At 33.7% G+C, this 25,997-nt stretch carries 25 protein-coding genes; 3 read left to right on the top strand and 22 right to left on the bottom strand.

Going from position 1 to position 25,997, the window contains the following annotated elements; all coding sequences use genetic code 11:
* Nucleotides 1–161: 161 nt before the first annotated feature.
* Complete coding sequence (locus tag BN3282_RS05040; RefSeq protein WP_059067142.1) at nucleotides 162–893, top strand: sensor histidine kinase; 732 nt, start codon at nucleotides 162–164, stop codon at nucleotides 891–893.
* On the opposite strand, the gene BN3282_RS05035 is transcribed toward BN3282_RS05040, so the two are convergent.
* The 16 genes from BN3282_RS05035 to BN3282_RS04960 all read right to left on the bottom strand — a co-directional run bounded on the left by BN3282_RS05035 (nucleotide 886) and on the right by BN3282_RS04960 (nucleotide 14,678).
* Entirely contained in the window at nucleotides 886–1,482 is a 597-nt protein-coding gene (locus BN3282_RS05035) for a rhomboid family intramembrane serine protease (protein ID WP_059067140.1), read from the bottom strand. The two genes, BN3282_RS05040 and BN3282_RS05035, sit on opposite strands and share 8 nt — an antisense overlap.
* A gap of 129 nt (nucleotides 1,483–1,611) precedes the next feature.
* Complete coding sequence (locus BN3282_RS05030) at nucleotides 1,612–2,391, bottom strand: DUF6382 domain-containing protein (RefSeq protein ID WP_059067138.1); 780 nt, start codon at nucleotides 2,389–2,391, stop codon at nucleotides 1,612–1,614.
* Complete coding sequence (locus BN3282_RS05025) at nucleotides 2,388–2,789, bottom strand: TadE family protein (protein WP_059067136.1); 402 nt, start codon at nucleotides 2,787–2,789, stop codon at nucleotides 2,388–2,390. The genes BN3282_RS05030 and BN3282_RS05025 overlap by 4 nt, the downstream gene beginning before the upstream one ends.
* Nucleotides 2,776–3,207, bottom strand: coding sequence for a prepilin peptidase (locus BN3282_RS05020; RefSeq protein ID WP_059067134.1), 432 nt, complete (start codon nucleotides 3,205–3,207; stop codon nucleotides 2,776–2,778). The genes BN3282_RS05025 and BN3282_RS05020 overlap by 14 nt, the downstream gene beginning before the upstream one ends.
* On the bottom strand, nucleotides 3,195–4,001 hold the full coding sequence (locus BN3282_RS05015) for a hypothetical protein (protein WP_059067132.1): 807 nt from the start codon (nucleotides 3,999–4,001) through the stop codon (nucleotides 3,195–3,197). The genes BN3282_RS05020 and BN3282_RS05015 overlap by 13 nt, the downstream gene beginning before the upstream one ends.
* A gap of 93 nt (nucleotides 4,002–4,094) precedes the next feature.
* Nucleotides 4,095–5,465 (bottom strand): DUF5702 domain-containing protein, encoded by a 1,371-nt coding sequence (locus BN3282_RS05010; RefSeq protein WP_059067131.1) that lies wholly within the window; start codon nucleotides 5,463–5,465, stop codon nucleotides 4,095–4,097.
* 1 nt (nucleotide 5,466) lies between these two features.
* Nucleotides 5,467–5,655: a Flp1 family type IVb pilin gene (locus BN3282_RS05005; RefSeq protein ID WP_059067129.1), complete on the bottom strand. Its 189-nt coding sequence runs from the start codon at nucleotides 5,653–5,655 to the stop codon at nucleotides 5,467–5,469.
* 45 nt (nucleotides 5,656–5,700) lie between these two features.
* Nucleotides 5,701–6,945, bottom strand: a complete 1,245-nt coding sequence (locus BN3282_RS05000; RefSeq protein ID WP_059067127.1) for a hypothetical protein — start codon at nucleotides 6,943–6,945, stop codon at nucleotides 5,701–5,703.
* A 3-nt stretch (nucleotides 6,946–6,948) separates the two neighbouring features.
* Complete coding sequence (locus BN3282_RS04995; RefSeq protein ID WP_205408527.1) at nucleotides 6,949–7,542, bottom strand: type II secretion system F family protein; 594 nt, start codon at nucleotides 7,540–7,542, stop codon at nucleotides 6,949–6,951.
* Nucleotides 7,543–7,651: 109 nt separating this feature from the next.
* A complete protein-coding gene (locus BN3282_RS04990) occupies nucleotides 7,652–8,866 on the bottom strand; it encodes a TadA family conjugal transfer-associated ATPase (RefSeq protein WP_059067123.1) in 1,215 nt (404 codons plus the stop codon).
* Complete coding sequence (locus BN3282_RS04985) at nucleotides 8,859–9,683, bottom strand: P-loop NTPase family protein (protein ID WP_205408526.1); 825 nt, start codon at nucleotides 9,681–9,683, stop codon at nucleotides 8,859–8,861. The genes BN3282_RS04990 and BN3282_RS04985 overlap by 8 nt, the downstream gene beginning before the upstream one ends.
* Before the next feature lie 411 nt (nucleotides 9,684–10,094).
* The gene (locus BN3282_RS04980; protein WP_059067118.1) at nucleotides 10,095–10,304 is read right to left on the bottom strand and encodes a pro-sigmaK processing inhibitor BofA family protein; all 210 of its coding nucleotides are present in this window, start codon (nucleotides 10,302–10,304) and stop codon (nucleotides 10,095–10,097) included.
* Nucleotides 10,305–10,379: 75 nt separating this feature from the next.
* Nucleotides 10,380–11,804, bottom strand: a complete 1,425-nt coding sequence (locus BN3282_RS04975) for a family 4 glycosyl hydrolase (RefSeq protein ID WP_059067116.1) — start codon at nucleotides 11,802–11,804, stop codon at nucleotides 10,380–10,382.
* A gap of 26 nt (nucleotides 11,805–11,830) precedes the next feature.
* Complete coding sequence (locus BN3282_RS04970) at nucleotides 11,831–13,234, bottom strand: PTS transporter subunit EIIC (protein WP_059067114.1); 1,404 nt, start codon at nucleotides 13,232–13,234, stop codon at nucleotides 11,831–11,833.
* Between the two features lie 92 nt (nucleotides 13,235–13,326).
* Nucleotides 13,327–14,196 (bottom strand): PRD domain-containing protein, encoded by an 870-nt coding sequence (locus BN3282_RS04965; protein ID WP_059067112.1) that lies wholly within the window; start codon nucleotides 14,194–14,196, stop codon nucleotides 13,327–13,329.
* Between the two features lie 14 nt (nucleotides 14,197–14,210).
* Nucleotides 14,211–14,678 (bottom strand): PTS sugar transporter subunit IIA, encoded by a 468-nt coding sequence (locus BN3282_RS04960; protein ID WP_059067110.1) that lies wholly within the window; start codon nucleotides 14,676–14,678, stop codon nucleotides 14,211–14,213.
* Between the two features lie 496 nt (nucleotides 14,679–15,174).
* Between BN3282_RS04960 and BN3282_RS04955 the strand changes: the two genes are divergently transcribed.
* The gene (locus BN3282_RS04955) at nucleotides 15,175–16,644 is read left to right on the top strand and encodes an FGGY-family carbohydrate kinase (RefSeq protein WP_059067108.1); all 1,470 of its coding nucleotides are present in this window, start codon (nucleotides 15,175–15,177) and stop codon (nucleotides 16,642–16,644) included.
* 97 nt (nucleotides 16,645–16,741) lie between these two features.
* Here the strand turns inward: BN3282_RS04955 and gyrA are convergent, their stop codons facing one another.
* The 6 genes from gyrA to dnaA all read right to left on the bottom strand — a co-directional run bounded on the left by gyrA (nucleotide 16,742) and on the right by dnaA (nucleotide 25,457).
* The gene (gene gyrA / locus BN3282_RS04950; protein WP_059067106.1) at nucleotides 16,742–19,237 is read right to left on the bottom strand and encodes a DNA gyrase subunit A; all 2,496 of its coding nucleotides are present in this window, start codon (nucleotides 19,235–19,237) and stop codon (nucleotides 16,742–16,744) included.
* Between the two features lie 51 nt (nucleotides 19,238–19,288).
* Nucleotides 19,289–21,226: a DNA topoisomerase (ATP-hydrolyzing) subunit B gene (gene gyrB, locus BN3282_RS04945; RefSeq protein ID WP_059067105.1), complete on the bottom strand. Its 1,938-nt coding sequence runs from the start codon at nucleotides 21,224–21,226 to the stop codon at nucleotides 19,289–19,291.
* An 11-nt stretch (nucleotides 21,227–21,237) separates the two neighbouring features.
* A complete protein-coding gene (gene recF / locus BN3282_RS04940; RefSeq protein WP_059067103.1) occupies nucleotides 21,238–22,323 on the bottom strand; it encodes a DNA replication/repair protein RecF in 1,086 nt (361 codons plus the stop codon).
* A 41-nt stretch (nucleotides 22,324–22,364) separates the two neighbouring features.
* Entirely contained in the window at nucleotides 22,365–22,580 is a 216-nt protein-coding gene (locus BN3282_RS04935) for an RNA-binding S4 domain-containing protein (RefSeq protein WP_059067100.1), read from the bottom strand.
* A 65-nt stretch (nucleotides 22,581–22,645) separates the two neighbouring features.
* Entirely contained in the window at nucleotides 22,646–23,755 is a 1,110-nt protein-coding gene (gene dnaN / locus BN3282_RS04930; RefSeq protein WP_059067098.1) for a DNA polymerase III subunit beta, read from the bottom strand.
* Nucleotides 23,756–24,086: 331 nt separating this feature from the next.
* On the bottom strand, nucleotides 24,087–25,457 hold the full coding sequence (gene dnaA / locus BN3282_RS04925) for a chromosomal replication initiator protein DnaA (RefSeq protein WP_059067096.1): 1,371 nt from the start codon (nucleotides 25,455–25,457) through the stop codon (nucleotides 24,087–24,089).
* A gap of 358 nt (nucleotides 25,458–25,815) precedes the next feature.
* Here dnaA and rpmH point away from each other — a divergent pair, with 358 nt between their 5' ends.
* The gene (gene rpmH, locus BN3282_RS04920; protein ID WP_004841272.1) at nucleotides 25,816–25,950 is read left to right on the top strand and encodes a 50S ribosomal protein L34; all 135 of its coding nucleotides are present in this window, start codon (nucleotides 25,816–25,818) and stop codon (nucleotides 25,948–25,950) included.
* Nucleotides 25,951–25,997: the final 47 nt, after the last annotated feature.

Below are 25,997 nucleotides of genomic sequence, written 5' to 3'. Positions count from 1 at the left end.
TTATTTATATAGTAGTATAGACTATTTTTACATAAAAGAGAAGATTTTTCATTTATATTTTCTTTCCTGCGTTTGTCGAAACATGTCATGTTGATTTTATTGAACACTATATTTCATCGTGATAGACTAAAATATATCAAAATTGAAAGAGAGGTTTATACATGCTTCATAACATAGATATTAATAAAATGAATCAGTTGATGGAAAACAATAAAGATGCAAAACAGATCATCAGCCAGCTTTTAGAAAATTATCAAACCACAGTATCCTCTATTGCACATGAAATCCGTAATCCTCTTACTCTGGTATCTTCTTCATTACAGGTTATGGAAATTCAGCATCCCGAAGTTAAACAGTACTCTCACTGGAAGCAGACTATGGAAGATATTACGTTTATGTGTAATTTGCTCAGTGAACTTTCTTCTTTTAATAATGGACATCAGCTTCACCATTCAGTTTTTTCAATAGAAAAATTATTAAAAAATATTGCTGTTTCTTTTGCTATTTCTCTAGATTCTGAAGATTCTCCTATAGAATTTTCTTCTTCCATCTCATCACCTCTCGGTGATTTTACCGGTGATAAGGTAAAATTAGAAGAAGTTTTTTTAAATGTTTTGAAAAATGCAAAAGAAGCTGTAGATAAAAAAGGTAGTATCACACTATCCGCAGAACGAAAAAAGGACACTCTACTTATTCAATGTAAAGATAATGGATGTGGTATTTCGGATGACAATATAGACAATATATTTTCACCTTTTATGACTTCAAAAGAAGATGGCACAGGATTAGGACTTCCCCTTTCCAAAAGGATAATCGAAGCCCACAATGGGACGATTTCTGTAGAATCTATTCCGGGAAAAGAAACAACTTTTACAATTAAACTTCCTATTTAGCACATTTCTTTCTTTTATAATATAAGCAGACCGCCGTTAAGAAACCAAATACTAATCCTCCAAAATGTGCAAAATTATCAACACCTGAACTTGTTGCGCCAAAATATAAACTCAATATGACCATAAAGATCATCCCTCGTCCGGTCAGTCTCCCTACTCTTCCTCTATTTATAATAACTATATAGAGCAAAGCCCCCATAAGACCAAAGATTGCACCGGACGCTCCTGCGGAAACCACATTTGTTTCCTGTAAAATATTAAAATATAAGGATACAAGATTTCCTCCAATTCCGCTTATAAAATAAATGATAAGGAATCTTATTCTTCCAACTTCCATTTCTAGATTCCATCCAATTGCCCCTAATATTACCATATTGTTTAAAAGATGATTGATTCCAAAATGCAGAAATAAACTTGTAAAAATCCTATAATATTCATGTCCTTCTATAATATATGGTTCATACATAGCTCCATGATCCAACATAAATGCTGCATCCTCTGTTCTTCCGAATAATGTAAGTAACAGAAATACTGCAATATTTACGATGATAAGACCCGTAGTACAGACTGCTTTTTGATTTTTGTTCAAAGCGGCTCCTCTTTTCTGCTTTATTTTATAAAGCTTCTAACATACTATCTATAATATACCTTACCGTGCGCAGCACACCTGCCTGCAACGCATGTATTGTGGAATGTCCGGATAGATATACTCTTTCTATTATAGTTGAGGCTCCTGATCTTGTCCATCTGTTTCCAGGATCAGATCATCCCAATTTCCCCAGCGTTTTTTTCTAATTTTGTCTGCTGCTTTTCGCCATGGTTTCTTCCATCCTCCTATTTCACGAATTGTTTCTATGTCTTGATTCGGCTTATATATATCTTCTTCATCTTCTATAAATACATTATCTTCTGTAAAACTTCCCCTTCCTTCTTTTAATTCTTCTATTTCATTCATTCTATCCTTTTCCTGTTCTTCGTAATTCCTTATTATTTGTTCCAAATTATAATTTTCCTGCAAAGTCGCTTTATGTAATTCATATGCAAGAAAAATACTTTCCGTCTCCTCATAATCTAAATTTTTTACAAAATACTCTGTCATCTCATGAAAAGACTCGCTTAATATCTTTTGCTTTACCGGAAGATAACAAAACGAATATTTTTCCTCCATTACATATACATATTCCGGACTCACTAATAAACAATCCGGATTCAGAAGATATTTTTTCAAAGTATCAGTCACTGTTATCAAAGAAAATACGAATTTTAGAATATCCTCTTTTTTTATATTTTTTCTTTCATAGATCTGATTTATTGTCTGCATTCCGCTGATCGTAAACGTATATCTGCTCCCTTTATCAAATTCCATACCTTTCATTTTTAATATTCCCGGTATTTTATTTTTTCTTATCATCTGAAGCTGATAATTCTCTTGAAATTCTTCTTCTATATCAATATGGAGATATGATCTGTCCCATTCTTTTTCTAAAGTCGTTTTCAATTCCGCAACCTCTTTTCTGTTTTCATTATCCTTGCCTTTTGTTCAATCTTGAGTTTCATTTTATTTTTTTTAGCTTCTGCTTTCACGGTTATTTCACTATTTGTCTTACCTATAGATATCGTATATTCTGAAAATAGTATCAGCTTTTTTTCTGTTCTCTCTCTAAAAAATTGTTCTAGATTTGTTTTTTCCGTTTCATCCTGTTTTCTTTCCAATTGTGCTCCCAAAACAGCTGTTTCACATGCCGCCCCATTTAATATAATTTTATCGTGGAAATAAAAAACTGTATGAATGATCAATATAAAAAGGAAGAAAAAGGCTGGCATGATATATGCCATCTGTATACTCGTAATTCCTGTTACACTGTTCTTTCTCCCCTTTTTTCTAAAACTTTCCAAATAATACTCCTCCTAAATATCCTATTGTCAGAAAGGGAATAAACGGAAAACTTTCTTTTTTCCCCTTCCTAAATATACTAAGAAGAATAATGGAATACACAGCAGATACAAAAAACGCTATAAAAAGCAGATACAGTATATTCCAAAATCCCAGAAAAATTCCAAGTATAAAAATTAAAATACTGTCCCCGTATCCAAACTTTTCTTTTGTCGCTTTACTTGTTATAATAAATACTGCTCCTATTATGCCTCCTAAAACGACTAAAATATAATCTGTATTTCCGGTCATATACTGAAAAATAACGGATAACATCATTCCTATGATCAAAGTCCATACAGGAATTTTTCTGCTTTTTATATCTATAAATGATAAAATTAATAAATATATAAAACATATACCTTGACTTATTTCGTACATCTGGAACACCCTCCTTTACCTCCTGCTTCTGATTTTTTAATTGCACGGATCGATCTTTTTAAACCGCTGCATTGAATAGAATTATGATACTTATTTCCGCTTTCTGTTATATATACCCCCGTGTATGTATCTCCATGTACACATTTTTCACACTTATAATATTTACCTCCATCTTTATTTCTCAGTTCAGATACTCCCGTATAGGGTACAAATTTTATGGAAAGCTGCAGATAGGAACACTGATAATCTTCATGATAAACCGATCCTGTATCTGTAATATATACGATCGTATCATCTTCCTGATCAAACTGCCCTTTTTCATATCCTGTCCATCCTTTTACTCGTAGTTTCTCTGTAAATTTACCAGAAGGATTTCCAAAAGAGGGAAATGGAAGCCTAACTTTATATTTTAATTGAATATATATTTCTTCATTATGCGATGATATATAAGATCCTGCGCAAGAAATCCCGCTGCTTCCCCCTTCGATCAAACTTCTGTCTATTCGTTCTGCACCAATTAAATTTATCAGATCTGCCTGAAAACTTGCCGGATGAAAATTATTGTATACTGCCGCTTCCTCTGCTGCACTTTTTCCTGCATTCAACGCCGCAAAATGAATACTTGCTTTGATCGCCTGGATTTCCATCAAATAGACAAGACATAAAAATGCAAATAAAAAAAATGGAATTGCAAAGGCTGCTTCAATCGTCACATTTGCCTTTGGTCCTGACACAGATACCCTTTCTGATTGCGGATTGGATATCATTCTATTTCTATTCGATTGTTTGTACATCACAGCTTCTCCTTTCTTAAAATTAATGTTTTCATTGGGGGATGATAAAAGGAAAGGGTATCTGTGTCAGAACCAAAGGCATTTCTCTGCTTTTTATTCATAACCAAAATATACCGGAAAATCATATGTAAAATTTCCGCCAACCCTGGCTTGGTTTCTTAATTTTATTTTAGTAATACAAAAATCTAAGCGAAAAAAAGCAAGATCACGTTCATAAATTAAATTTTGTTCTATTCGGTCAAGACATCTTATGGCGCTTTCTCCACTGTCCTGTAAAAAAAGAAGTACTCTCAGATAATCTTCATAAGAAAAACCCTCTTTAGAATCTGCACCTTCCAAAGAATCCGAATCTGTCCCCAAAGTCATCAGACCTGATAAAGACAGCTGCCAATTTTCTGCCGTTTTTACAAGAGCAACTCTTCCACCGGATAATACTGTTCTTAAATCCATAATGCTTTCCCCCGCTGCCCAGGCAATCAAAATCAATTGTTTTACAGCTTCTTCTGCCCAAGGAATCGCTAACAATGTTGAGATTGTCAATGCCAGGGCTGCCGCTTCCGCCTGTTTCCCGGTATCTGTAAGTAAATATAAATAATTAATACCCAGCCGTATAAGAAAAATTTTCTGTACAATGCTCTCCAGATTTTTCTCATCGCTTTCCTTTCCGGATAAAATATATTCTATTTCATAAGAAAGAGAACGGTCTTTTTCTTCCTCCGACATTGCATTTTGAAATTTTTCCAATATATACTCAGAAAAAAGCAGTTTTTCTTCTATCCCGTCCATATTCTGCCTTGCCGGAAATTTCCCCTTTCCTGTCATTAATCCTCTGTAGGACGACATAATACTTAAATCCACATTTTTTCCTGACAGCGAAAATTCTTCAGGAAGTACCATAACCAAAATGCCAGATTTATTTATTTCTTCTATACAGACAAAGGGATTTTCATCCCCTAGATCAGGAATCTCTTCTCCTTCCGGAAACAATTCCTGATAATCATTTAATAGATTTTCTTCTTTTTTGCCCGCTTTTTCTCCTTCTATCTCCTGTTCTTCCCATGTTTCTGCCATATCTATAATTTCTTTTACCGCTGCTATTCCATTCTTTTGTTCCATATATGTAATTACCTGCTCTCTAAAAGCCTGTCCTTTGTTATCTGTCAGAAATTGAATTCCTTCTACTTCATGGTGTATATTTTCCGTCCCATAATAATGTAAGCGATTTATCATAGCCTGCTCTGAAAAATCTCCAGTTTCATAACTCCCTTCTAATCCAAAAATCTGATATTCTTCAAAAAGCTCTTTCTGATATTCTCCAAAAACAGAATACAATGCCGCATCCGTATCTAATCTACTCTGACTCTTTTGCTGCTGTATAACTGCCGATTCCATTGTTCCCATGACAAATGAAATAAGAAGTACAAATATCAGACTTAAAAAGGCAGTTATTTCTCCCTTAAACATATCAGATTCCTGCACTTTCACTCGTCACCTTATCAAATATTGTATTAATCAGACTGATAAGCTGTGATTTAAAAATTAATAAAAGTGCTATAATAATGACTAAAATTAATACCATTTCTATTACCGTCACACCAGACACACATTTACGCTTGATCAGCATAGCATCTATCTTTTTCTTTATTTTTTTCATTCTATACTCTCTCCTTTCATTTATAACTGCCTTGATACTTCCCCTTTATGAAATCTGAATAGAAAAAAATGCAGGTACTATCATGATTGCCATCACAACTGCCAGCATGATAAACATAGGAATTAATAGTTTAGTTCCCGCTTCTTCCCCTGCTTTTCGTGCCAGATTTTTACGTTCCTCAAATGCATCTGCCGCTTCTATTTTTAAAAGTTCTGTTAGTCCCTTTGAACCTTTTTGGAGATTCTGTGAAAGTATTGCGGAAAGTTTCCTATAAGAAGAAATATCACATCTGCTTCCAAAATCTTCATAACATTCTCTTTCTGTCTTTCCTGTCTGCATTTCATACATTGCATGTATCATTTCTTCATAAGCTGCTCTTTTTCCTATTTTTTCTCTGTCATTCTTATATTCTTCTGCGGTTTTGAACCATGCTGCCCGTATTGTCATTCCTGCGCCCATATACAGAACCAGACTGTTGATAATTTGAGGATAATCTATTTGCAGTTCCATTTTTTTCTTTTTTTGTTCTTTGACGATCTTTTGTTTTTCAGCAAAATAGAAAAGTACTGCCATCAGCAGACTTAAAATTAAAATTTCTACTGCTCTGTAATTCAAAGGATAGCTCCACTTAATTTCTTTTCCTTCTATTTCCTTAGGTAAAACCAAGTATTCTTTTTCTTTTGTTTCTTTATCTGCGTCATATATTAAAGTTTTTATCTTATCTGCTGTTTTTTGTTCTTTTGTTCTCTTAGGTGGAAAAACATGTACGTAAAATTCATAAAGTCTACTTTCTTCTTTATATGTCAATAATGCCTTAAGTCCCAGCAGTGTCCCTTCATCACTTACGTTTTCTGCTTTAAGATTTCCCTGTACATCCATGATAGAATAATCATCAAGTTCCCAAGATACTTTGATATTGTTTTCTGGAATTTCTGTAATTAGATTTAAATCAGAACGTACTTCCGAAAGACTTTCATTTTCTCCTAATATGTAAGTCTCTAGTTTTTTTTGTGCCTGCTCAAAAACTTTCTTTAACTGTTCTTCATCATATTCTTTTTCTTCTACAGTAATTTCTATCGTCTCATTTATACCGTCTGTCTGAAAATTCAATGACTCTTTTTTATCGCCCTCACCATGATCATTTCTCTGCAGGATTACCTCTCCCTTTTCATCTTTTTCTAATGATTTTCTATTATCTGTAAACCAAATACATCCCGAAACCACGAATGACATAAAAACGATAAAGCAAACTTTTATATGGACAGATTTTTTCTTTTTTTCTCTTTTCAATGATCAAACCTCTATCTGTATAATTCTTTTTCCCATCTGATAAGCAATCATATAAAAGAACAAACATACACTCATGACAAAACCCCCTGCCGTATTCCCATATAAAACAGATAAAAATTCTCCAAATGTCAATTTCAAATAGCATATGATACAAAATGGGATAAAACACATGATTCTAAACTCCATTTTTTTAGAAGCTAATAATGTCTGGATTTCTTTTTCTGTTTCTATTTTTTCACTGATTATTTTTATGGAATTGTATATAATGGATATACTATCGCCTCCGCTTCTTTTTGCCGCGGAAAATACGGTAATAAAATTCCGAACATCCTCCTGTTTTACATTTTCAGAAAATTCTTCTAATACTTGTTCAGCTGTTCTATTTATATTTAATTTATATATCATCTGTTCATATTCTTTTAAAATACGACTGTCTTTTTTATATAGAACTTTTAAATCTTCATACGTCTCACGGATTGCATTTTCTACAGAATATCCGGCTTTTAATGTAGCCGCCATTATTTGTATACTGTCTTTGAACTGATTTCTAAATTCTAATTCTTTTTTATGAATGTATGACTCTGTCCAATCTTTCATATAAAATATAAAAATAGGCAGTAAAAGAAAAAAAGCTTTCCATGATTCATAAAATGCATAAGAAATTCCTGAAAAAATGAGGATTCCTTTTCCGATGCCAGCAGCATACTCAATTCCTTTTATATCCTGCAGCCAGCAGTTTTTCTGTATATTTAAGTTCCTCTGCCTTCATAAGCCTGCCTTGAATTTTCCCATTTTTCATTCCCTCCTCTTGAAATTCATATAATGTTCTTAGTTTAATATCTCCTTGCTCGTATTCCATCACTTCTGCTATCTCCAATACTTTTCTGCTTTTGTCCCGCAATCTTCCCAAATGAATGATAATATCCAACGCAGAAGCAATCTGTCTTTGAATTGCCACAAAGGGCAATTCGATCCCCATCAGCATCATTGTCTCCAAACGTTTCAACATATCCGCAGGATTATTGGCATGTCCTGTTGACATAGAACCACTGTGTCCGTTTAACATTGCTGATGAGATCATATCTACTGTTTCCTCTCCTCTAACTTCACCTACGATAATTCTATCCGGCCTCATTCTAAGAGCAGATTTGATCAAATCACGGATCGTAACTGCTCCATCACCTTCCAAATTTGCATTTCTTGCCTCTAAGCGTACTAGATTATCCACTCCTTTTATCTGGAGTTCTGCATTATCCTCAATCGTGATGATCCGTTCTTCTTTTGGTATAAAATCTGATAAAGCATTTAAAAATGTCGTTTTTCCCGCACCAGTACCTCCACTGACAAAAATATTATATTTTGCTTCTACAAGTATCTTTAAAAATTCAGCAGCTTCTTTTGTAATACTTCCAAATTGTATCAGCTGTTTTATGGTTATCGCCTCTTTCGGAAATTTCCGGATCGTCATGATCGGTCCATTCAAAGCTACCGGTTTTAATACTACATTGACACGCGATCCATCCTCCAGTCTTGTATCTACAATAGGGGAAGATTCATTTACATAACGGTTTGTTCCAGATACGATCTGCTGAATGACATCCTGCAGTTTTTCTAAAGAAAAAAATCTTTTATCCGAACGAAATATCTTTCCTTCTTTTTCAAAAAATATATTTTCTGTGCCATTTACCATGATTTCTGTGATTGTGTCATCTTCAATTAATTCCTGTAAAATATCCAGTCTGCGAAATGCATTAAATAATTCACGGCTGATCTGTATTTTTTCATTAAGCGGAATATATTCTTGTTTTCCAACCTCTTCCAATACCTCTTGAATCATCCGTTCCAGTTCTTCATCCTGTATCTCTTTCGACATATCCATCTGAAGCATCATTTTTGCATATATCCATTCCGTGTTAATCATTTTTCATGCCTTCTTTTCTGTCTGTTGTAAGATTTTTATTCCTTCTTGTAACCTTTTTGCGTATCGTATGTTCTAATATTGCTTCCATCTCCATACGTTTGATATTTTGTTCATACTGTCTTACTTTTTCCTCTGAAGTTGGTTCCTCTGCATAATGTGTATATATGACAGAACAATTTTGTAGAATTGTATATAATCCATCCACACTATCACTCAAATCTAATATAATTGTTTCATAAATACATTTTTTTAATATCTGTTCAAACAGATTTAGCCATTCATCGACTTTTACTTGTCTTAAATCTTGTAGGATCGGTATTGGCATAATATAATCTAAATTTTCTATTTGTCCTGCAATCGTATTAATGCGAAACCCTAAATTTTCTGTATTCTGTCCTGCATAAAATAATAAATCACCGATATTTTTCTCTTTTTGATCTGGATAATACAATCCACTTGCAGGATACTCTTCTAGATTCAAATAAAGCGTTGGAACATACTTTGCTGATTTTATCCCCAGCTGGATCGCAAACTTCGTTTTCCCGATTCTGTGCACAGGCGAGTAGATCCCTATCAGACCTTTTCTCCTTATTATTCTGTCTGTATCTTGTTTTTTCCTTATTGATAAAATATCTTTGTTATCCTTTTTATCTTGTTCTGCATCTTCAAATAAAATTTTTATGATGTTCTCCGCAGACTGATATCTATAGATTCTTTTTTGATCGGTTCTCTTATCCTGCTCATTTTTAGTCAGCACAAATTTATTTTCTGTAATTTTTTCAAATTTACCGTCTTGATCATACTCCTCTGCTATCAAAAGAATATCAATAGGCTTGCGTTTAGAAAAAGACATAAGGCTTTCTTCTTCATGAAAAATCTGAAATTGCAGATCTATTTTTTCCATTTCAGATATAAACTTCATCAGATTTTCAGAATACTCTTTGTCAGGGTCACATATTACAAAATGACCTGAATACACTGCCATCCTCCTTTCTTATTTAGTTTTATCCCCTCTGTATAAATAAAAACTGAAAATTTGCTGCGAACCTGCAGCTTGAATAGAATATATGACGAACAGATATGTATATATCCATTCCGCAGACCATTTACAATAAACTATTAAGTAAATGGAAAACCAGATTGATATCTGGTGTGTAAATCGAATTATAAACGTCTATTTTTTCTTTGTCCAGACGTAAATTAAAATTTGCAGGATTTTGTGAAATACTTACAAAGTCTGATAAAATAAAATACCATAAAGAAGACAGACACCAGGAATACCAAGGCTTCCAGTTGTCAAAAAAGAGAGTGTATTCAATCCTACATTCATTGAATTTTCATCCGGAAGAACAAACTGATTAATGAAAAAAATCAATGCCATGCCAATCACTGCACGTACAAGGAAATTTACTACAGCAGAAATAAGTCTGTTTTCCATTTATGATAACCTCTTTTCAAATTTATAATATATCTTATTCCATGTCTGTCTTCATTATGCTCTATATTTTAAAAACTAATTTAATGGCTCTTGTCCTTTTTCTAATGCTTCAATTACATCTTTAAACTGCGGAAGATATTCCTTTTCTAAAATAAGCAATTCATTTAATGCACTTTTTGCATTATAGTAAGAATTTACCAGAGGATTTGCAACCAAAGCTTCCAAAGCTGCATGGTAACTTCCTGTAACTGCCGCTTCTACCGCCAATTTTTCATACTCTTTAGCTGCATATATTTTGCTCATCATATGGCCTGGAAGTTTTGGAAAACATATAGGATGAATTCCGGCTGCATTTACTAAAGAAGTTGTCGTGCATACACAGTTTGGATCAAATTCTTGAATACATCCCATACTTGCTACATCAGGGCTGAATATTTCATTTGTATTGTTCCAAATAGCGTTGATCAATGTAATTCCAGCTTCTCCATATCCTTTTCCTCCCCGGGTATTTGCAGCTAACGGATAAGCTCTAGGATCTAATTTATCATATAATTCAAATGTACGTTTTTCTACAATTTTTACACATTCTGCTCTGGTCGCATGCTCAGGCATTACTAAATCATCCAGCACATCGCCTACCTGTTTTTGTACATGTGCCAGCATGGATGCCCAATGGTTTCCCGAATAATCCTGCAAGTCTTTAAAACTGTTCGGAAAATCATAATAAAATTCAAGATATGGTCCCATTGGAATATATCCAATAAATTTTTCTAATGCAGGTTCTACAAATTCTTTCCGCAGTGCGGGAATATTTTCTGCCGACCATTCTAACAGTTTTTCAAATGCTTCATCTGTTACATCTTCTCCTTTCACAAAAACTTTACACCAGATCAAATGGTTTAATCCTATAACCTCTACAAATACATCCTCCGAATTTTCCTGTCCATAAATTTCTTTCATTGCTGTACGAATAACAGTAGGCCCATTACATAATCCAGCATATTTAATATTAGAATAACGATTTAACGCCTCTGCAATCATACCAGACGGATTCGCAAGATTTATCAGATAACACGATTTTTTTGCATACTCTTCAATTGCTCTAGCAATTTCCAAAATAGGCGGAATGCTCTTAAATCCCATTATCATTCCACCGGGAGCTGTTGTTTCTTGCCCTATCAGTCCGTGTTTAAAAGGGATTGTCTCATCCAGGTTCCTAGCATCTGATTTTCCAGGACGAATTGTACAAATAACAAAATCACAGTTTTGTACAGCTTCTTCTAAATTATTTGTCAATACTATCTTTGTTGGCATATTTGCATCTTCAAACATTTTCTGTACATACTTACCTGTGCAGTTAAGTCGATATTCATCAATATCCATTAATCTCCATTCCTTTATTGGCATTTTATCTCTTCTTTCAATCAGCATTTCTGCTATATCTGGCAGATAAGAAGATCCTGAACCAATATTTGCTAAAATCATATTTCTCTCTTTCATTTTTCATACCTCCATATATTTTTTATTTATTCACTTTTTTCATCACGATAAATTAACAACATTACTATAAGAGCCGCAATGAAACCAATCCCGGCAGCAATGCATCCATGAATAAAATTCATCTGTGTTCCTCCAAAGAAACCAACTACTCCTAAAATATTACTTGGACCAAATGAATAATAAGTTACATTCATAATGCCAAGATAAAGACCTGATACTGCCCCCGAAATAATGGTTGTAAGCATCGCTCTTTTGTTGTTGAAAATAATTCCAAAAATCGATGGTTCACTTACACCTCCCAAGATAGAGGAAATAAAACACGTAATACCAAATTGTTTCTTTTTCGCAGATTTTGTTTTGATTATGTATCCTAAATCAAGTCCCATTACAATAAAATTATTTACTACCATTGCAATCGGCATAACTGCTCTTTCCTGCCCCGCCGCAAATAGTGTTGTCATTGCAATAAAGAAAATAGGTCGTGAAATACCTGTTCCCGTCAAAATCACACAAAACGCACCAAATAGCATTGTTTCCAAAGGACCTGCTATATCATATAATCCGAAAATCAAATTTCCAAGACCTACTCCCAAATAATTTCCTATTGGTCCTAAAATACAAAAACTTAAAGGCAGCATAATCGCAATCGTTCCGCATGGAATTAAAATAACTTTTATTACATCAGGTATATATTTATTAAGAAACTTTTCAATATATTTCTGTATCCATGCAATCAAAATTATAGGAATCAGTGAACTACTATATTCTATTGCAGCGGCAGGAATCCCATAAACCGTATAGGAACCCCCTTCGCCAACAAGGCTTACAAAATTTGGATATATCAACATACACGCAATTACCATTGTGATCAATGTATTAGAGCCAAATTTTCGCGACGCCGTATATCCAACCAATACAGGTAAAAAATAAAGAATTGTCTGTCCAACCCAATAGAAATTTCTATAAATATCCGATTCTTCCCCTACTAAATTTAAAAACTGAGGACCAATCAATACAGCGATCATATTAAAAATGCCTATCACAACAAATAATGGCACTAGCGGTGACAAACAAGAAGAAAATATACTAAAGATGCCATTAATGAACCATTTTATATTTTTCTTTTGTTTATTCTCTGTTAACATGCTATCTAAATTTTCATCTATACTTTCTGTCTCTTCCAGACCAGTCAAATCTAAAACAGCATTATATACAGAATTTACACCTGCTCCAATAATAACTTGTATCTCTCCCTCTGCTACCTGTACCCCATAAACACCTTCTACTTCTTTTATTTTTTCTAGGTTAGCCAATCCATTATCTTTTAAATTAAACCTCAGCCTTGTCATACAATGAAAAACATGACTGATATTTTCTTTCCCCCCGACAAGTCTCAATACTTGTTCAGCAATCCTTTTCTCTTTATTCATTCTCCTTCCTCCTTTTCTTTTGCTTTTTATATAAACCATGCCGCGCGCAAGCATGTTTCATTTTAGCAGAAAACCCCAAAAAAACAGCCAAGCTATTTTTTTGGGGTAATGCCCTTTCGGTTACAATCCTCTTTTGTATATAATTGTTGAATATGAAGCATTAAATATAACAATTCTTTTTTTGAACAATGTTTCTTAAATTCTTCTACCAGATACGTATCCACTTTCATTACACATTCAAATACCTTTGGATAAGTTTGTTTTATTTCTTCGAATAATTCATCTCCTCCATCCAGAATATTTTCTTCTATTCTCTGCCTTTGTACAAAAAATTTTATATGGTTCTTAAAACGGAAATAATAAAAACTCCGTTTATCTATATTCATGTCATAAAAATTTTCTATAATACTAGTAATATTCTTGATAATACTGGCAATATGATCAGATTCATCTCGAATATTTTCTTTTATTCTTTCTCCTTCCAATGCATTTAAAAAATGCATGGTAATACTAGTTATCTCCCCCTTTTCCAAAGTTGTATGCATTCTTTCATTTATTTTTTTTACAAACCAGGCTGCTATTTTTGTCAGCTTAGGATATTCATATTCTAATTCGTATGAATATGGAAGAGGTATATCCATATTTTTTCTGTTTCTTATAATTGCAAAATTAATATGATCTGAAAGAACAAAAACAAGATTTGGATTCAAATCTCCATCTATTTCTTTCTTTGCTATGTTCAACAATTTATTAACAAAGAAAAATACTTCTTCAGAAACTTCATTTAAAAGTTTATAATATTTGTGATCGATATTATAATAAGTTCTGTCTATCTTTGAAAGATCCTTTAATTCATATGGCATTTCAGGAAATCCAATTCCTTTGCCAAACACCACTATTTCATTTCCATTACTGTCAAGACCAACTGCTACATTATTGTTAATCTTTTTTGTAATTCTCATGAAACTCCTCCTTCTCAGGAAATTAATACTTCTCCGGCTTTTACATCTTTTCCACAGCAGTTTAATTTTATTGCACCGTCATAACCTTCTGTAAATACGACAACTGTTGTAAGATTTATATTTGTTTTTTCTATTTCTGCATAATCTACATGTATAAGAGGTGTTCCCGCTTTCACTTTTTCTCCTTGTTTCACAAAACACTGAAAACCTGTTCCTTTTAATTTTACTGTATCTAGTCCTACATGCAAAAGTATATTTATATCATCTTTTGTTTTAATTCCTACTGCATGTTTTGTATCCGCCAATGTAATAATTTCTCCATCTGCCGGAGATACAATTATATCCCCCGATGGAATTACTGCAAATCCATCTCCTAATATTTTTTCAGAAAAAACTGCATCAGGTACCTCTGTGATTGGAATACATTTTCCACATACTGGAGATACAATTTGAGTCTTTTTCTTTTTTAAAAATTCAAACATACTATTCTCCTTTATAAATAAAAAAACCCTCTGCATATCCTTTACTAAAAGGTAATGCCTCAGAGAGTTACAATCCTTAAAACATTTTATATAAATTTCTTTCTGTACATTATGTTATACTACGTATCTAAAAAAATCAATAACAAATTTTATTTTAGTTAAACCATACAAAAAAACAAATTATAAATTGTACAATTATCCTATAATTCAAAAAATTATATCAAAACTTATTTTTTTCTAAATACTATGATCCATCTAGTAAATCATATATTATATGTTCTATTTTAATCATATAATTTTTATTTTTTGTGCACTATATCTATTTTTTGATACAAAAAAATATTTATTATTCCTAAAATAAATATTATTTTACGATTATTATTGTTTTTTTATGAACAAATATGATAAATTAATAATAAGTTAAAATAACTTTTTACTTTTTCACAAAACTACTTATCTCATCATTATCTTAAAGATATAATTTAGGAGGAACATCATGAATATAGCCGTTATCGATGTAGGAACATCCAGTATAAGAGGTATTCTCTATAATAACAGTGGAAAAATCTTACATATGCACCAAATTCGCTATCAAGTGCAGTATATCAATGAAACCTTTGCTGAAAAGGATCCTGAAGAATGGAAATGTGATCTCTATGCAATTGGAAAGAATCTTTCTGAATGGACAAATGAACATCATATACATATAGATGGACTTTCCCTTACGAGTCAACGTTCCACTGTTATTCCTGTTGACAAAAATGCCGTTCCTCTGTCACAGGCAATTATGTGGATGGATAAGAGAAATACTTCCATTGGAAATGAATTAAAACATGCAGAAAAATTAATTTCTGAAAAAACAGGAGCCCGGATCAATGATGTATTTTCAGGTAGTAAAATGACCTGGATAAAACGAAACCAACCTGAAATATATGCATCTGCTTATAAAATTCTTACTGTCGCGGACTATTTTGCTTTACTGATGACTGGTGAATTCAAAACGGATCACACATATGGAAGCCGTTCTTCTTTGATGAACATAAGAACAAGACAATGGGATGATGAGCTTCTTAAACTTTTTGAAATCGAAAAGGGAAAGTTATGCGATTTGATTTCTCCCGGTGAAGTATTAGGTACTACTACTGAAGACTTCTTTCATGCAACCGGAATTATGCAGGGAACTCCACTCATAAGCGCGGGAGGGGATCAGCAATGTGCCGCACTCGGACTCGGCATCATAAAAACAGGTGATATGGAACTTACAACAGGCACTGGGGCATTTCTTCTTGCTTATAGTGATAAGGTACCCGATAATTTAGAAGATAATGTAATATGCGGCGCTCATGCAGAAAAAGGAAAATATGTACTGGAATCCAGTATTCTTTCTTGTTGTTCTTTATATGACTGGTTTAAAAATCAATTTTATGTGGATACCACTGATTATGACCTCATTAACCAGGATATATTGCAATCTGTCCCTGGCTCCAACGGCTGTACTGTTCTTCCTTATTTCCAGGGCCGCGGTACGCCCGATTGGAATGCAGATGCTTCAGGTTGTTTTCTTAATCTGACATTGAGAACTACCCGACAAGACATGGCAAGATCTATATTAGAATCTATTGCTATGGAAACTGCAAATAATATTGATGTTCTGGAAAATTATGTAGGATATACAAATAAAATACATATAAGCGGAGGACTGACTAATTTTTCAGCTTTTAATCAAATACAGGCAGATGTATATCAAAAAGAATTAATAAAAAGTAAAAATCCTGAACAAACTTCTCTTGGCGGACTGATCAATGCCTTAATTGGACTAGGATATTATACTGATTATCAATCTGCTCTTAACGCTGTAAAAAAAGAAGAAAAATCTGTCCTTTATGTCCCTGACAAAATGAATGCTTCTCTTTACAAAGAGAAAAGACTATATATGAATAAAATGTATAAAAAGCTGTATTCTTAAACCTTTATTTTATAAGAAATGGAAAGATTTCCATAAAAAAGAGTACTAGATTAAATTTAAAAATAATCTAGTACTCTTTTTTATTTCTTAATAAATTTTATTCTTCTTCATCTTCTCCGGAGATTTCTACTTGTTCACCATCTATTTCTGCAGAAGCTTTCCTTACTTTTGCTGTACTTGCAACTGTTTCATTTTCTGGTAAATTAATTAATTTCACTCCTGAAGTTATTCTTCCATATACAGAAATATCAGAACACTTCATTCTTATTATAATACCTTCCGTATTGATGATCATAATTTCATTATCTTCATCTACCGCTTTCATACCGATCACATTTCCGGTCTTCTCAGTGATCTTATAACATTTCACACCTTTTCCACCACGGTTTTGTCTTGTAAATTCATCCATATCCGTACGTTTTCCCATACCCTTTTCAGAAATGATAAGGAGGTATTTTCCCTGACTGCTCATCTGCATGCCGATAACAACATCATTGTCAGATAAATTCATTCCACGCACACCCATAGATGTTCTTCCTGTAGAACGTACGTCCTGTTCATTAAAGCGGATACACTGACCATATTTTGTAACAAGTATAATATCTTGTTCGTTATCTGTTACTTTTACTTCTATCAACTTGTCATCTTCACGTAATGTGATAGCCGCAAGACCGGTTTTTCTGACATTTGCATAGTCAATAATAGGTGTTTTCTTTACAAGACCTTTTTCTGTTGCCATAAACAAATACTTTCCATCTTCATATTCTGAAATAGGAATAACAGCTGTGATCTTTTCATCCGGCATTAATTGAAGCAGATTGATAATCGCTGTTCCTCTTGCAGTCCTGCCGGCTTCCGGTATCTCATATGCCTTCAGTCTGTAAACTCTTCCTGTGTTTGTAAAGAACATAATATAATGATGACTTGTTGTGATAAACAGCTCTTCGATATAATCATCCTCCAGAGTCTGCATACCTTTGATTCCTTTTCCGCCTCTATTCTGGCTCTTAAAGGTATCCATCGTCATTCTTTTGATATATCCCAATTTTGTCATTGTAATGACTACATTCTCTCTCGGAATGAGATCTTCCATGGAAATATCAAATTCATCATATCCTATATGAGTTCTTCTTTCATCTCCATATTTTTCAGAAATAATCAAAATTTCCTTTTTGATGACGCCAAGAAGTATCTTTCTGTCTGCAAGAATTGCTTTCAATTCTCCGATTTTTTTCATCAATTCTTCATATTCTGCTTCCAGCTTTTCCCGTTCTAAACCTGTCAGCGCACGCAAACGCATATCTACAATCGCCTGTGCCTGTACATCTGTCAGTTCGAATCTTTCCATTAATTCTTCTTTTGCAATTTGAACGGTTTTAGATCCTCTGATGATCTTTATAACTTCGTCAATATGATCTAAAGCAATTAATAATCCCTGTAAAATATGAGCTCTTTCTTCAGCTTTATTCAGTTCATATTTTGTTCTTCTGGTAACAACATTTTCCTGATGTTCCAGATAATATTTCAGCATATCCAGGATATTCATGATCCTTGGTTCATTATTTACCAAAGCCAGCATGATCACGCCAAATGTATCCTGAAGCTGTGTATGCTTATACAACTGATTTAATATAACATTTGGATTTACATCTCTTCGCAGTTCAATACAAATACGCATACCCTCACGACTTGACTGATCACTTAGATCTGTAATTCCATCTATTCTCTTATCTCTGACTAATTCAGCAATTTTTTCAATCAATCTCGCTTTATTTACCATATATGGCAATTCTGTCACAATGATCCTGTTTTTTCCATTTTGCATTGGTTCAATGTTCGTGACAGCGCGTACTCTTATTTTTCCTCTTCCTGTGCGATATGCCTCTTCAATTCCTCTTGTTCCTAATATCTCTGCTCCTGTAGGGAAATCAGGTCCTTTTACAATTTTTAATATATCCTCAATCGTAGTCTCCCCATTTTCATCTATCTGATCATCAATGATCTTTACTACTGCGGCTATCACCTCCCGCAGATTATGAGGAGGAATATTCGTTGCCATTCCTACTGCTATTCCTGATGTTCCATTTACAAGAAGATTTGGAAATCTTGATGGAAGAACGACAGGTTCTTTTTCTGTTTCATCAAAGTTAGGCGCAAAATCTACTGTATCTTTATTAATATCCGCAGTCATTTCCATAGATATTTTGCTAAGCCTTGCCTCTGTATAACGCATTGCCGCAGCTCCGTCTCCATCCACAGAGCCAAAATTTCCATGTCCGTCTACAAGTGGATACCTAGTGGACCATTCCTGCGCAAGATTAACCAAAGCACCATAAATAGAGCTATCCCCATGTGGGTGATATTTACCCATTGTATCACCGACAATACGAGCACATTTACGATGCGGTTTATCAGGACCATTATTCAACTCTATCATTGAATACAAAATTCTTCTCTGTACCGGTTTTAATCCATCTCTGACATCGGGAAGCGCACGAGCAGCAATTACACTCATGGCATAGTCGATATAAGAAGTCTCCATTGTCTTTTTTAAATCGACTTCATGAACCTTGTCAAAAATATTATCTTCCATTTTTTTCTCCTTTATCACTTACTTTTGCATACTACCGACTCCTAAAATCTGCTATATATCCAGATTCTGGACGTATTTTGCATTTTCTTCTATGAATTCTCTTCTTGGTTCTACTTTATCTCCCATTAAGGTAGTAAAAGTCAAATCAAGTTCGGAAGATGTTTCTTCATCCATTGTTACACGAAGCAGTATTCTATGTTCCGGATCCATTGTCGTATCCCAAAGCTGCTCTGCATCCATCTCACCCAGACCTTTATATCTCTGAATTTTATTATTTCCGTCTCTTCCCACTTCTGTCAGAATCTTATTTAATTCTTCATCACTATATGCATACCAAACCTTTTTATTTTTTTCTAATTTATAAAGAGGCGGCTGTGCCAAATATACATACCCTTCTTTGATAAGATCAGGCATAAACCGATATAAAAAGGTTAATAATAAAGTACTGATATGAGCCCCATCCACATCGGCATCTGTCATGATGATAATTTTATGATATCTTAATTTTGAAATATCAAAATCTTCATGGATCCCTGTACCAAAGGCTGTGATCATTGCTTTAATCTCGGCATTTGCATAAATCTTATCTAAACGTGCTTTTTCTACATTTAAAATTTTTCCACGCAGCGGAAGGATTGCCTGTGTCGCCCGATCTCTTGCTGTTTTAGCAGAACCGCCCGCAGAATCTCCCTCGACAATATAAATTTCACAATTTACAGGGTCTTTATCTGAACAATCTGCCAATTTTCCCGGAAGCGACATACCTTCTAAAGCAGATTTCCTTCTTGTCAGATCTCTTGCTTTTCTTGCCGCTTCTCTGGCTCTTTGCGCCATTACAGATTTTTCAATCGTCAGCTTTGCTACACTTGGATTTTGTTCAAGAAAAATCTCAAGCTGGGTACTTACAATATTATCTACAGCTCCTCTTGCCTCGCTATTTCCAAGTTTCTGTTTTGTCTGCCCTTCAAACTGTGGATCTTCAATTTTAACACTGATGATCGCAGTCAGACCTTCTCTTATATCTTCACCTGAAAGATTCGGTTCATTATCCTTTAAAAGTTTATTTTTTCTGGCGTAATCATTAAAAGTCTTTGTCAATGCATTTCTGAATCCTACAATATGGGTTCCCCCCTCCGGTGTTGTAATATTATTTACAAAACCATATGTGTTATCGCTGTAAGAATCATTATGCTGCATAGCAACTTCTACAAATACATTATCTTTCATCCCTTCACAGTAGATGATCTGCTCATAAAGAGGCGTTTTGCTTTTGTTTAGATAAGTAATAAATTCTTTGATGCCGCCTTCATAATGGAATGTTTTTTCCTTTGGATCTTCTTCTCTTTCATCTCTTAAAACAATTTTTAATCCTTTTGTTAAGAAAGCCATTTCTCTAAAGCGCTGCTTTAATATGTCATAATCAAAGATTGTTTCTTCAAAAATTTCCTTATCCGGCAGAAATGTTACTTTCGTTCCTGTTTTTTCTGCTTCGCAATCGCCGACTACTTTTAATTTAAAGGCTACTTTTCCTCGTTCATAACGTTGTTTATATATTTTTCCTTCATTGCAGATTTCTACTTCCAACCATTCAGAAAGCGCGTTTACGACAGATGCTCCAACTCCATGGAGCCCTCCCGAAACCTTATATCCCCCGCCGCCAAATTTTCCGCCTGCATGGAGGATCGTAAATACAACTTCTACTGCTGGAAGTCCTGCTTTATGATTGATTCCTACCGGAATTCCACGCCCATTATCTATAACTGTAATGGAATTATCCGCATTGATACTGACAACTATAGTATCACAATATCCTGCTAAAGCCTCATCTACCGCATTATCTACAATTTCATATACCAGATGATGGAGACCTCTCGAAGAAGTGCTTCCGATGTACATACCCGGTCTTTTCCTTACCGCTTCTAATCCTTCTAATATCTGAATCTGATCTGCTCCATATTCAGCATCAAATTCTGTACCTGTTGCACCCATTTAAAAACCTCCTAATTTTCATTCGCTACTTTTCCATTTTTCACATGAAATATTTTATTAATTGAAAAACGATGATTCACAAATTCATCCAATCCAGTACATGTAATGACTGTCTGTATATCATGGATACTATCCAATAGATAGTTTTGCCTATGTTTGTCCAACTCAGACAATACATCATCTAATAATAAAATCGGTGTATCATTGATCAACTTTTTTACAAGCTCTATTTCTGAAAGTTTTAAAGAGAGAGCTGCCGTTCTCTGTTGTCCCTGAGACCCGAATTTTCTTATGTCAATATCTCCTGCCGTAAAACACAGATCATCTCTGTGTGGTCCGGAAGATGTACTTTTCATTCGTATATCTCTTTCCCTGTTCTTTTTAAGCGACTGCTCCAAAGAAAGATTTCCAATACTCTTTTCATATGTAATGAAAATTTTTTCCTTCCCGCCTGTCAATTTAAAATGAATATCCGAAATAATTTTATTTACCTGTTGTATAAATTTTTCTCGTCTCTCTATTATTTTGTTTCCGTATTCCACTAACTGAAGATCCCAGATATCCAAAGTTTCCATCAAACTTTCCTGTTTATATAATTCTTTCAATAAGGAATTTCTTTGATTGATGATCCGATTATAATTAGACAGGTTACTCAGATATAATTTGTCAAGCTGTGACAATTCCAGATCCATAAATCTTCGTCTGCCAGAAGGACCTTCTTTAATGATATTCAAATCTTCAGGAGAAAAAAATACAAAATGTATGATTCCAAATAATTCACTTGCCCTTCTGATTGGAATTTTATTAATAGCAATTCCTTTTGGACTATTCTTTTTCAAATGCATATCTATCTGAAAATCAGTCCCATGCTTGTTGACGATAGTCTCAAGATGGGACTCTTCTTCTCCAAATCTTATAAGATCTCTGTCTTTTGTTCCTCTGTGAGATTTGGTTGTTCCAGTCAAATAAAGGCCTTCCAGAATATTTGTTTTTCCCTGTGCATTATCTCCATACAAAATGTTCGTCTTTGGATCAAAGGTCAAATCTAATAAATCATAATTCCTATAATTTTTCAGCTTTAAAGATTTGATTACCATACTTTCTCCATTATTACTTACCTATTTTACACTTTTTTACCCTATTTTTCAATTTTTATTTCCTTGCCGTCAAAAGCAGCAATATCTCCATCATAGAGCTTTCTTCCACGCCTCATCTCTACTTCCTGATTGACTGTTACCAGACCATCCTGAATCACTTCTTTTGCTTCCACACCAGATCCAACCAGGCCTGCCGCCTTCAAAGCCTGACCTAACTTGATAAATTCATCATTTTGACGTAATTTTATACTATCCACTTTCTTCTTTCTCCAAATCTTCTCATATACACAACATTTCGTTGCGTTTTTATAAATGGTTTCATTTATGCTACTGCACTGAAATTTACAGGAAGTATCAGATAAATATAACTCTGTGCCTCATCTTTTATAAAACACGGAGCTTTTGCATTCATAAAATACAATTCCACTTCTTCATCTTCTATGACTCTTAATGCATCTATCAAAAATTTAGGATTAAATCCGATCAACAAATCTTTCCCTTCTTTTGTTATAAAAATTTCTTCGTCCATAGAACCGATCTGTGACTTTATTTTCAGTTCCATAGACTCGTCTCTGATGTCTATAATGATAGGCTTTTTATCCCCTTCTTTGATCAAAAGTGTAGCTCTGTCAATACAATCTAATAATTCACGTTTATTGATCTTTACTTTTGTTTCATAATCACTGGAAAGCATTTGATCGATCTTAAAATATTCTCCCTCTATAAGGCGAGAAACCACAACTGTCTTGTCAAATTCAAATACAATATGATTTTTTGTAAATGAAATATCTACTTCTGCCTCTGCTTCTCCTCCAATGATCTTACTGATTTCCTGCAGTGTTTTTCCAGGCACAATGACTTTTTTTGAAGCATAAGAATCTTTCAGTTCAATTTTACGAATGGAGATTCTATGCCCATCAAGAGATACCACTTTCAGCATATTGTCCTCAATCTCAAAAAGCTCTCCTGTCATCATTTTATTTGTATCATTATCAGCAATAGAAAAAATTGTCTGCCGGATAACTTCTTTGAGTGTAAATTCTGTAACTGTAATAAAATCATCTTTTTCAATAACAGGAAGATAGGAAAAATCATCTCCTGATTGTGCTGCAATGTTAAATTTTGCTTTTTCACATGTGATCAAAGCCTGACTATCTGATTCTGTCTCGATCACAACATCATTATCTGGAAGTTTTCTTACAATTTCAGAGAAAATTTTTGCATTTAATGCTATGATCCCTCTTTCAATGATCTCACCTTCAATTCTAGTTTCGATGCCCAATTCCATATCATTTGCTGTTAATTTAATTTCTTCTGCGGATGCATCTATTAAAATACATTCCAGAATAGGCATTGTAGTTTTTGAAGGCACTGCTTTAGATACAATGCTGACTCCTTTTACCAGATTTGATTTTGTACAAACAATTTTCATATACATAACTCCTTTCGACTTCCATGCTTTTATATATCTAAGAAAAGTTTATCTGTCTATAAAGTAAGTGTGGGGATAAAAATCCAGGTTCTTTTTTAGATATAAATATATATATCAATTCCGTATTCTTCTTAATAGGGACTGTGAATATGTTAATAAGTGCTTCAAAGCCTTAAAAAATAAAGGGTTGTCCATTTTGATAACTATGTAGAAAGACAATGTATAAGGGTTGGATAAAATGAGAATAAAAAATCATTAAAAAAATAAAAAATGTTTTTCACACATTCATCCACATGTTTTTTACATAGTTATTCACAAGGATGTATTTTGTTTATATTGGATTGATTTTTTTCTTTATAATATTGACTGTATTATTAAGAGCTTCATCGTTCTTAAGAGCGGCTTCAATTTTATCTACTCCATGACTGATAGAAGCATGATCTCTGCCGCCAAGGATGATCCCAATGGATTTTAAGGGAGTCTCTGTCATTTTACGGCATAGATACATGATGATCTGTCTGGGAAGGACGATTTCTGCATTTCGTTTTTTTCCTTTTAGTTCAGAAACAGGAATATTAAAATGGTCAGATACAATGTCAATGATCAGTTCCGGAGTAACGACCCGATTTCTGTCCGGAGAAATAATATCCTTTAATGCTTCTGCAGCAAGTGGAATATCAATAGCTCGGTTTTCAAGGTTAGCAAGAGCAATCAGTTTATTTAAAGAACCTTCAAGTTCTCGGATATTAGATTTGATATTATTTGCTATATATTGCATGACTTCATCGGGAATATGATAACGCTCCAGTCCATCTAATTCTTCTTTTTTTCTTAAGATGGCCATTCTTGTTTCATAATCAGGAGAGGAGATATCTGCGATCAGTCCCCATTCAAATCTTGTCCTAAGACGTGCTTCCAGTGTCTCGATATCTTTTGGAGGCTTGTCGCTGGAAATGATGATCTGTTTTCCTGATACATGAAGATGATTAAAGGTATGAAAAAATTCTTCCTGTGTACTTTCTTTTCCTATGATAAATTGAATATCATCGATCAGAAGTACGTCATTATTTCTATATTTTTCACGAAATGTGGTCATTGCCAACTCGTTTCCGTTTTTTCCAATTTTTAAAGCATCGATCAGCTCATTTGTAAATGTTTCACTTGTTACATAAAGAACCTTTTTAGAAGAATCATTTTCTAATATAAAATGAGCAATAGAGTGCATTAGATGGGTTTTTCCAAGCCCTACTCCTCCATATATAAAAAGTGGATTGTAAATTTCGCCTGGCGATTCTGCGACAGCTAAAGAAGCTGCATGAGCAAAATTATTATTGCTTCCGACAACAAACGTATCGAATGTGTATTTGGGATTTAAATTTGCCTGTTCAAAAATAGCATTTGATTTTTGTTTCTTTACAGAGGATTGTTTTTTTTCTCTGATGACAGTTTCATCTTCTGTGACAAAAGCAACTTCATATTCAATTCCTGTTACTTCACCGATACACACGCGGAAAGGAAGTCTGTATTTATCTTCTATATGTTCCAGACTTGCTCTTAATTTTACCAGTATGTAGACTGTATCTTCTGTTACTTCATATACAGTAAGCGGGGCAATCCAGGTATTATATGAAATATTTGAAGAGCAATATTCTAATTTCATTTTATTCAGGATCTGCTCCCAATTTTTTTCTACAATATTCATGGATAATAACTCCTAATCAATATAATAGAGAGATATAAAGGCAGAATCTCTCTATTACATTTTACATCAAAAAAGAGGTATAAGCAACGGAAAATCTATGTGTATAAGTTTATGAACATAGAATATACAGAGAATTGAGACATGTTTGGGATAAAAAGAAAAGTTATCTACAGATTATTTTGTGGTTATCCACAAGTTATTCACATTGTGTGGATAAAGTGGATAAAAAAATATTCCGAATTGCTTGACTTATGGCTGTTTTTTTTCTATAATTAAGAGCAGTGTCTTTTTGTATAATGAGATAATATTGTTGATACTTTATTATAAAGTATATCAAGTAAAGGGAGGTGTATGGATAATGAAAATGACATTTCAGCCTAAGAAAAGATCAAGAGCTAAAGTTCACGGTTTTAGAGCGAGAATGAGCACACCAGGCGGAAGAAAAGTTTTAGCTGCCAGAAGAGCAAAAGGAAGAAAACAGTTGTCAGCGTAGGCCGCATATATGTGGCCTTTTCTTCTATTTATTTAAAATGCAGATGG

This window comes from Mediterraneibacter massiliensis, assembly GCF_001487105.1.
GTDB classification, from domain to species: domain Bacteria; phylum Bacillota; class Clostridia; order Lachnospirales; family Lachnospiraceae; genus Mediterraneibacter; species Mediterraneibacter massiliensis.
This window is presented reverse-complemented; position numbering and strand designations above follow the sequence as displayed.

What these genes read in the sequence shown, in the direction of transcription:
- BN3282_RS04965 (WP_059067112.1), bottom strand. Translation starts at nt 14,196, where the DNA reads ATGAGAATTACAAAAAAGATTAACAATAATGTAGCAGTTGGTCTTGAC.
- BN3282_RS04980 (WP_059067118.1), bottom strand. Translation starts at nt 10,304, where the DNA reads ATGGAAAACAGACTTATTTCTGCTGTAGTAAATTTCCTTGTACGTGCA.
- BN3282_RS05010 (WP_059067131.1), bottom strand. Translation starts at nt 5,465, where the DNA reads ATGTTTAAGGGAGAAATAACTGCCTTTTTAAGTCTGATATTTGTACTT.
- BN3282_RS04990 (WP_059067123.1), bottom strand. Translation starts at nt 8,866, where the DNA reads ATGATTAACACGGAATGGATATATGCAAAAATGATGCTTCAGATGGAT.
- rpmH (WP_004841272.1), top strand. Translation starts at nt 25,816, where the DNA reads ATGAAAATGACATTTCAGCCTAAGAAAAGATCAAGAGCTAAAGTTCAC.
- BN3282_RS04975 (WP_059067116.1), bottom strand. Translation starts at nt 11,804, where the DNA reads ATGAAAGAGAGAAATATGATTTTAGCAAATATTGGTTCAGGATCTTCT.
- BN3282_RS05040 (WP_059067142.1), top strand. Translation starts at nt 162, where the DNA reads ATGCTTCATAACATAGATATTAATAAAATGAATCAGTTGATGGAAAAC.
- dnaN (WP_059067098.1), bottom strand. Translation starts at nt 23,755, where the DNA reads ATGAAAATTGTTTGTACAAAATCAAATCTGGTAAAAGGAGTCAGCATT.
- dnaA (WP_059067096.1), bottom strand. Translation starts at nt 25,457, where the DNA reads ATGAATATTGTAGAAAAAAATTGGGAGCAGATCCTGAATAAAATGAAA.
- gyrB (WP_059067105.1), bottom strand. Translation starts at nt 21,226, where the DNA reads ATGGGTGCAACAGGTACAGAATTTGATGCTGAATATGGAGCAGATCAG.
- BN3282_RS05020 (WP_059067134.1), bottom strand. Translation starts at nt 3,207, where the DNA reads ATGTACGAAATAAGTCAAGGTATATGTTTTATATATTTATTAATTTTA.
- BN3282_RS05005 (WP_059067129.1), bottom strand. Translation starts at nt 5,655, where the DNA reads ATGAAAAAAATAAAGAAAAAGATAGATGCTATGCTGATCAAGCGTAAA.
- BN3282_RS04960 (WP_059067110.1), bottom strand. Translation starts at nt 14,678, where the DNA reads ATGTTTGAATTTTTAAAAAAGAAAAAGACTCAAATTGTATCTCCAGTA.
- BN3282_RS05015 (WP_059067132.1), bottom strand. Translation starts at nt 4,001, where the DNA reads ATGTACAAACAATCGAATAGAAATAGAATGATATCCAATCCGCAATCA.
- BN3282_RS04970 (WP_059067114.1), bottom strand. Translation starts at nt 13,234, where the DNA reads ATGAATAAAGAGAAAAGGATTGCTGAACAAGTATTGAGACTTGTCGGG.
- BN3282_RS04995 (WP_205408527.1), bottom strand. Translation starts at nt 7,542, where the DNA reads ATGAAAGATTGGACAGAGTCATACATTCATAAAAAAGAATTAGAATTT.
- gyrA (WP_059067106.1), bottom strand. Translation starts at nt 19,237, where the DNA reads ATGGAAGATAATATTTTTGACAAGGTTCATGAAGTCGATTTAAAAAAG.
- recF (WP_059067103.1), bottom strand. Translation starts at nt 22,323, where the DNA reads ATGGTAATCAAATCTTTAAAGCTGAAAAATTATAGGAATTATGATTTA.
- BN3282_RS04955 (WP_059067108.1), top strand. Translation starts at nt 15,175, where the DNA reads ATGAATATAGCCGTTATCGATGTAGGAACATCCAGTATAAGAGGTATT.